The sequence below is a fragment of the Reyranella sp. genome (assembly GCF_030651995.1).
Lineage (GTDB): Bacteria > Pseudomonadota > Alphaproteobacteria > Reyranellales > Reyranellaceae > Reyranella.
The window spans coordinates 24183-31592 of record NZ_JAUSBN010000078.1 but is presented as its reverse complement, the minus strand read 5'-3'; the positions used below and the strand labels follow the sequence as shown (position 1 = coordinate 31592).

General features: G+C 65.0%; 6 protein-coding genes. 3 read left to right on the top strand and 3 right to left on the bottom strand.

What is annotated here, in order from left to right:
- Positions 1–290 precede the first annotated feature (290 nt).
- Positions 291–1040 carry an SDR family NAD(P)-dependent oxidoreductase gene (locus Q7V45_RS24400; protein WP_304856929.1) on the bottom strand — a complete coding sequence of 250 codons (750 nt, stop codon included), beginning with the start codon at positions 1038–1040 and terminating at the stop codon, positions 291–293.
- Positions 1041–1104: 64 nt separating this feature from the next.
- On the opposite strand from Q7V45_RS24400, the gene Q7V45_RS24395 reads away from it, so the two are divergent.
- A complete protein-coding gene (locus tag Q7V45_RS24395) occupies positions 1105–2322 on the top strand; it encodes an aminotransferase class III-fold pyridoxal phosphate-dependent enzyme (RefSeq protein ID WP_304856928.1) in 1218 nt (405 codons plus the stop codon).
- Positions 2323–3014: 692 nt separating this feature from the next.
- On the opposite strand, the gene Q7V45_RS24390 is transcribed toward Q7V45_RS24395, so the two are convergent.
- A complete protein-coding gene (locus Q7V45_RS24390) occupies positions 3015–4082 on the bottom strand; it encodes a ferritin-like domain-containing protein (protein ID WP_304856927.1) in 1068 nt (355 codons plus the stop codon).
- 84 nt (positions 4083–4166) lie between these two features.
- Entirely contained in the window at positions 4167–4865 is a 699-nt protein-coding gene (locus Q7V45_RS24385; protein WP_304856926.1) for a response regulator transcription factor, read from the bottom strand.
- Positions 4866–4971: 106 nt separating this feature from the next.
- Between Q7V45_RS24385 and ribA the strand changes: the two genes are divergently transcribed.
- Entirely contained in the window at positions 4972–6135 is a 1164-nt protein-coding gene (gene ribA / locus Q7V45_RS24380) for a GTP cyclohydrolase II (protein WP_304856925.1), read from the top strand.
- A 21-nt stretch (positions 6136–6156) separates the two neighbouring features.
- The gene (locus Q7V45_RS24375) at positions 6157–7389 is read left to right on the top strand and encodes an ABC transporter substrate-binding protein (protein ID WP_304856924.1); all 1233 of its coding nucleotides are present in this window, start codon (positions 6157–6159) and stop codon (positions 7387–7389) included.
- Positions 7390–7410: the final 21 nt, after the last annotated feature.

Below are 7410 nucleotides of genomic sequence, written 5' to 3'. Positions count from 1 at the left end.
CTGAGAGCTTGTGAATCTTTGAGCAGGGCATGGGGATGCTGAACTTTTGAGATGCTTTCGAATCTTGGCCGCCTTCTCGCGATTCCATTTCGTTCGTCACACGTGGATCGCGAGAATCAAAATTGCGCGGTTGTCAGGCATGCGTTTCGCAGTCGAATAGATTCACAAACTCTGAGGAGCGCTCCGCAGGAGCGCGTCTCGAAGCAAGGGCACGAGCACCGCGCCTATTGCCCATCCTTCGAGACGGCCCTTCGGGCCTCCTCAGGATGAGGTCGTGTGGTCGTCTCCCCTCAGTGAAACACCCGCCCCGAATCGATCACCAGCGTCTGCCCGGTCGTGGTGTTGGTCCGGCACATCGTGACGACCTGGTCGGCGCAGTCGTCCTTGTCGGCGGGCTTGCCCAGAAGCGAGGCGCTGGCGTTCTTGGCGACCACCTCCGGCCGCAGGTTCGCCGTCGCGCGGGTGCCTTCGAGCAGGCCGGGGGCCACGCAGTTCACCAGCACCTCGGGCGCCAGCGCGACGGCCATGCACTTGGTGAGATGGATCAGGCCCGCCTTCGAGACCGCGTAGGCGATCGAGGAGCCGGTGGGGCCCAGCCCCGCCACCGAGGCGATGTTGACGATGCGGCCTTCGCCCTGGCGCTTCATGACCGGGCCGACGGCCTTGGTGAGCAGCATCGGGCCGGTCAGGTTGATGTCGATGATCTTGGTCCATTCCTCGTAGGTGAGGCCGTCGAGATCGGTGAAGGGGATCGACTTGTTGTAGGCCGCGTCGTTCACGAGGATGTCGAGCCGGCCGAAGCGCTTGACCACGTCGTCGACCAGCCGGTCGACCTGGTCGCGCTGGGTCACGTCGCAGGCGAAGGGGACGGCCGTAACCTGATGGCGTTCGAGATCGCGCGCGACGCCCTCGGCCTGGTCCTTGCTTTTGGCGTAGACGACGGCGATGTGGCAGCCCTCTGCCGCCAGCGCGTGACAGATGCGCTGGCCCAGCCCGCCATTGCCGCCGGTGACGACGGCCACCTTCCCCTTGAGATCCATTGTCCCCCCAAACCCTTGTGCGCGGTATATATAGGCCAGTTCACAGCGTAGCGGAGCCTCTCCAATGTCTCTCACAGCCGACCAGAAACTCAGGCAGCGCGCCCAGCAGGTCATTCCCGGCGGCATGTACGGGCACCTGCGCAGCGACCGGCTGCCCGAGGGCTATCCGCAGTTCTTCGCACGCGGCGAGGGCTGTCACCTGTGGGACGTCAACGGCAAGCGCTATGTCGACTTCATGTGCAGCTGGGGCCCGATCGTGGTCGGCCACGGCAATCCGGTGGTCGCCGAGGCGGTCGCGCGTCAGACCGCGGCGGGCGATTGCCTGAACGGCCCGTCGGAGCGGCTGGTCGAGCTGGCCGAGCGGCTGGTCGGGCTGATCCCGCATGCCGACTGGGCGCTGTTCGGCAAGAACGGCACCGATGCGACCACGACCTGCGTGACGCTCGCGCGCGCCGCCTCGGGCAAGCGCAAGATCCTGGTGGCCGAGGGCGCCTATCATGGCGCCATCCCGTGGTGCACGCCGAACCAATACGGCGTGACGCCCGAGGACCGCGCCCACATGCTCACCTACAAATACAACGACACCGGCAGCCTCGAGAGCGCGGTGCAGCGCGCCGGCGACGACCTGGCGGGCATCGTCGTCTCGGCCTTCAAGCACGATTTCGGCAAGGACCAGGAGATGCCCGACGCGGCCTTCGCTCGCCGCGCGCGCGAACTGTGCGACGCCAGCGACGCGGCGCTGATCGTCGACGACGTGCGCGCCGGCTTCCGGCTGACGATGCGCGGCAGCTGGGACCTGGTGGGCGTGCAGCCCGACCTCAGCGCCTGGAGCAAGGCGATCGCCAACGGCCATGCGCTGGCCGCCGTCACCGGCAACGACCGCTATCGCGAGGCCGCGTCCAGGCTCTACGTCACCGGATCGTTCTGGTGCAGCGCGGTGTCGATGGCCGCCGCGCTGGCGACCCTCGACGTGCTGGAGAGCGTCGACGGGCCGACGCGGATGCGCGAGATGGGCCAGCGGCTGCGCGACGGCATCGCGGCCCAGTCGGCCGAGTTCGGCATCGGCGTGCGCCAGAGCGGTCCGCCGCAGATGCCGACTGTGCTGTTCGACAACGATCCCGACTGCGAGAAGGGCAACTTCTTCACCCTGGAGGCGCTGAAGCACGGCGCCTACCTGCACCCGCGCCACAACATGTTCCTGTCGACCGCCCACACCGAAGCCGACATCGACTTCGCGCTGGAGGCGACGCGCAAGGCGTTCGAAGCGCTGGCGGCGCGGTGAAAGAATCAAAGCACTCCCGTCGTCTCGACCGGAGCGCGCAGCGCGGTGTGGAGAGACCTTCTCTCCACCAATAGCCGGCTATTCGCAGAGAGAAGGTCTCTCCGCTACGCCTCGCTGCGCGAGGCTCCGGTCGAGACGACGGGTCTTTCGTGGTCGGCCTTAAGTCCGCAAGGCGTTCGAGGCGTTGGCGGCGCGGTGAAATCAACTTCCTCCCCATTCAAATGGGGAGGTGGCCCGTAGGGCCGGAGGGGTCATAAGCTCGTGACGCCCATGACCCCATCGCCCCGTATGACGGGGCACTTCCCCATCTGAATGCAGGGCTGTCCGGGGAAAATGACGCGCGACTTCGGATAGGAGAAAATTGTCATCCCGAGCGCAGCGAGGGACCTTTAGAGCCACCGACAAAGGTCCCTCGCTGCGCTCGGGATGACAAAGTGCGTACAAATAGGGCCGGCTGGACCAGACTCGGGGTCCTGAATCGGACACTCCCTGGATTGTAACGTGTCGTTGCCGCTGCTGGCGATTTGCCGGACCTCTTCAATCTTTCCCCGGACACTCCTGCATTCAGATGGGGAAGTGCCCCGTCATACGGGGCGATGGGGTCATGCGCGTTGACGCCACATCTCTGACCCCTCCGTCGGCGTAAGACGCCGACACCTCCCCATCTTGTTTGGGGAGGCGGGCGGGTCCACCTACGCCGTCGCGATCGCCTTCTCGACGAACATCTTCCTGTCGAACTCCTCGGCCACCTTGCCGTCGTTGGCGAGAACCTCGGCGACATCGATCTTGGCGTAGTCCATCACGCCCATCTCGGTGAAGGCCTTCTGCACCCGCGGGCCCCACAGGCCGATATCCTTCACGGTCGGCACGACGCGGCTGAACAGGCGGCCGCGGAAGGACTGCATCTGCTTGGAATTGTAGTGGATGTCGTCGAGCACCTTGGCCGGCAGGCCGAGCCGCTCCCAGACCTCGGACTGGTTGAAGCGGTCGCGCATGAAATAGAGCGCCTCGACCAGGAATTCCTCGCGCTCGTCGCGCTCGGCATCCGACAGATGCGGATAGTATTCGCGCAGCGCCAACCGCCCGAACGAGACGTGGCGCGCCTCGTCCTGCATGACATAGGCGTTGACCGCGCCGGCCAGCGTGTTGCCGGCCTTGTCGCGGATCGACTGGAAGGCGGCCAGCGCCAGGCCCTCGATCAGCACCTGCATGCCGAGATAGGTCATGTCCCAGCGGCGGTCGGTCAGCGTCTGCTCGAGCAGGGTCTGCAACGCCTTGTTGATCGGATAGGCAACCTTGAACTTCTCGTGCAGCAGCCGCTTGTAGGCCTCGACGTGACGCGCCTCGTCCATCACCTGGGTGGCGGCGTAGAACTTGGCGTTCATGTCGGGAACGGTGCCGACGATCTTGGCGGTGGCGATCAGGGCACCCTGCTCGCCATGCATGAACTGCGAGATCGAATTGGCCTGGAGATGGAGCCTGAGCCAGCTCCGCTCCTTCTCCGTCATCTTGTTCCAGTGATCGGTGCCGTAGATCGAGATCGCCTCGTCCTTCAGCTCCATCGGATTGTCGGGATTGAGCTCGAGCGACCAGTCCAACCGCGTGCTCGCATCCCACTGCTGCTGCTTGCCCTTCTCGTAGAGCTCGAGCAGCGGCGCGGACCCGTCGTCATATTCCCAGTTGAACAGGAGGTCGGTCGCGCCGTCGAACGTCCACTGCGTCACGTCGACGGGCAGGGCGTAGATCCGTTGCGTGGTCATGGCATCACCCTCCCAGGGTGGTTCTGGCTTTGGCTTACGCGAAAGATGACGCCTCGTTCATATACTGGCAAGCCCCCTCAACCGTCAGGGCTGGAGCCGGTAGCCCCCACGGTCGGTCACGAGGATCGCGGCGCTGGCCGGGTCCCTCTCGATCTTCTGGCGCAGGCGGTAGATATGGGTTTCCAGCGTGTGGGTCGTCACGCCGGCATTGTAGCCCCAGACCTCGTTCAGCAGGATATCCCGGGCCACCGGCCGGTCGCCGGCGCGGAACAGGTATTTCAGGATCGAGGCTTCCTTGTCGGTCAGGCGGACCTTCTTCTTCCCGCCCTTCTCCAGCAGCAACTTGCCCGCAGGGTGGAATTCGTAGGGGCCGATCGACATGACGGCATCCTCGCTGCGCTCGTGCTGGCGCAGATGGGCCCGCAGGCGTGCGAGCAGGACGTTGATGCGGAACGGCTTGGTCACATAGTCATTGGCGCCGGATTCCAGGCCCAGGATCGTGTCGGCATCGCTGTCGGCCGCGGTCAGCATGATGATCGGCGCCCGCACGCCCTCGCGGCGCATCAGCTTGCAGAGCTCGCGGCCGTCCATGTCGGGAAGGCCGATGTCGAGCAGGATGGCGTCGTAATGGGCGAGCTTGGCTTTCTCCAGCCCTTCGGCCGCGGTGCTGACCTGGATGGTGGTGAACCCGTCATAGAGATCGAGCTGCTCGGCGAGGACCGTGCGCAACGCCTGATCGTCGTCGACCAACAGGATTTTCTTGCCACGATTGTTCACGGACATGCGTTTGTTACCTGTCAGCCATCTCGAAATTTACTCTATCCGGTACGATCTGGGCACAAAAGTGGTTCACTTCGGCGAAATCCCGTGGCGTGATACCGTAAGAGTCATGAATTCCAACCCGGCCCACTCCCGCAGCGCGGCTGCAGTCGCCGCCGTCGAACGCGCCATGGCGGAGCTTCGCCGCGGCGGAATCGTCGTGCTGCGCGACGAAAACGGGGCCGGCGGCCTCGTCATCGCTGCCGAATCCTGCGGCCCGCGCGCCCTGCAGCGGCTGCAGGGCCTTGCCCAGAACCCGCCGGTGCTGGTCACCACGCGCCGCCGAGCCGAGGCGATCGGCATGGACATTCCCCCGCATATCGCGGGCGGCATGGGCGAGACCAACAAGCCGATCACCCTCGACCTGCCGGAGGGGGTCCCGGTCGACGTGATCCTGCGGCCGCACGAGAGCGACCGGACCGGCCGTCACGTCGCTCTCCGCCACCTGTCCCGGCCGGTGGCCAGCCATGCCCCCGGCATCGCGCAGGCGGCAATCGAACTCGCCAAGCTGGCGCGCCTGCTGCCAGCGGTCGTCCTCGGGCCACTGACCCGCGATCCCGGCAACAAGCGGCGCGACTGGGCGCGCGAGCAGGATCTCGTCTATGCCGACGCCGCCGACGTGTCGGCCTACGAAGAGACCGCATCGCGGACGCTGCAGCAGGTCGCGCAGGCGCATGTGCCGCTCGAGGGGGCCGAGAATGCCCGCATCCTCGCCTGGCGTCCCAGCGACGGCGGCAAGGAGCATCTCGCCATCGTCGTCGGCGAGATCGACCCGACCGAGCCGGTCCTGATCCGCCTCCATTCGGAATGCTTCACCGGCGACCTGCTGGGCTCGCTGCGCTGCGATTGCGGCGTGCAGTTGCGCAGCGCCATCGCCGAGATCGCCAAGCAGGGATCCGGCGTGCTGCTCTATCTGGCGCAGGAAGGCCGCGGCATCGGCCTGGTCAACAAGCTGCGCGCCTACGAGCTGCAGGATGACGGGTTCGATACGATCGACGCCAACGAGCAGCTCGGTTTCGACGCCGACGAGCGGATCTACGCGCCAGCCGCCACCATGCTGTCGCGCATGGGCATCCAGCGCGTGCGGCTGATGACCAACAATCCCGAGAAGATCGCCCAGCTCGAGCGCTACGGCATCGAGGTCGCAGCGCGCGTTCCGCACTCCTTCCCGTCCAACGGGCACAACGAGAATTACCTGCGTACCAAGGCAGAGCGAGCAGGCCACCTGCTCTAATAACGACGACCGGAGGAAACAATGACCAAGATGCGGCGCCGCGTTTTCGCGGCTGGCAGTGCTGCGTTCGCGTTCGCCCCGTCCATCGTCGGTGCCCAGAAGAAGTACGATCCGGGAGTGACCGACAAGGAGATCAAGCTCGGTCACACCAACCCCTATAGCGGGCCGCTCTCGGCCTACGGCACGATCGGCAAGGCGATCGCGGCCTACTGGACGATGGTCAACGACAAGGGCGGCATCAACGGCCGCAAGGTGAACTTCATCACCTACGACGACGGCTTCTCGCCGCCCAAGACCGTCGAGATGGTGCGCAAACTCGTCGAGGACGACAAGGTCTTTGCGATCTTCCAGCTGCTCGGTACGCCGACCAATACGGTCGTGCACAAGTACCTGAACCAGAAGAAGGTGCCGCAGCTGTTCGTGGCGACGGGCGCCTCCAAGTGGGGCGACCCCAAGAACTTCCCGTGGACCATGGGCTGGCAGCCCGACTACCACACCGAAGGCGCGATCTACGCAAAGCACATCCTTGCCAGGCACAAGGACAATCTCAAGGACCTGCGCATCGGCATGATCTACCAGAACGACGATTCCGGTAAGGACTATGTCGGCGGCTTCCTGGCGGGCCTCGGCAAGGAGAACGAAAAGTACGTCACCGCCAAGGTCAGCTATGAAGTCACCGACCCGACGGTCGACAGCCAGATCATCCAGATCAAGAGCTCCGGCGCCAACGTCTTCTTCAACGACTGCGCGCCGAAAGCGGCGGCACAGGCCATCCGCAAGGTGGCCGACCTCGGCTGGAAGCCCGACCATTATCTCGCCAACGTCTCGGCCTCAGTGGCCGCGGTGCTGAAGCCCGCCGGCTTCGAGAACAGCAAGGGCATCATCACGGCTGCCTATCTCAAGGACGCCACCGACAAGCAATGGGTCAACGACGCGGACTACAAGGAATGGGACGCGTGGATGAAGAAGTACCTGCCCGACGCCAACCCGGCCGATTCCGGCAACACCTACGCCTACGCCGTGTCCTCTACGATGCGGCACTGTCTCAATGCCTGCGGCGACAACCTGACGCGCGAGAATCTGATGAAGCAGGCCGCCAGCATGAAGGACGTCATGGTGCCGCTGCTGCTGCCGGGCATCAAAATCAACACAAGCGCCACGGATTTCTATCCCATTCAGTCCGTGCGCCTCTCCGCCTTCGACGGCGAGACGTGGAAGCTGTTCGGCGACGTGCTGAGCAACGAAAGCACCTAGCCGGCTACGGGCCCCCACCGC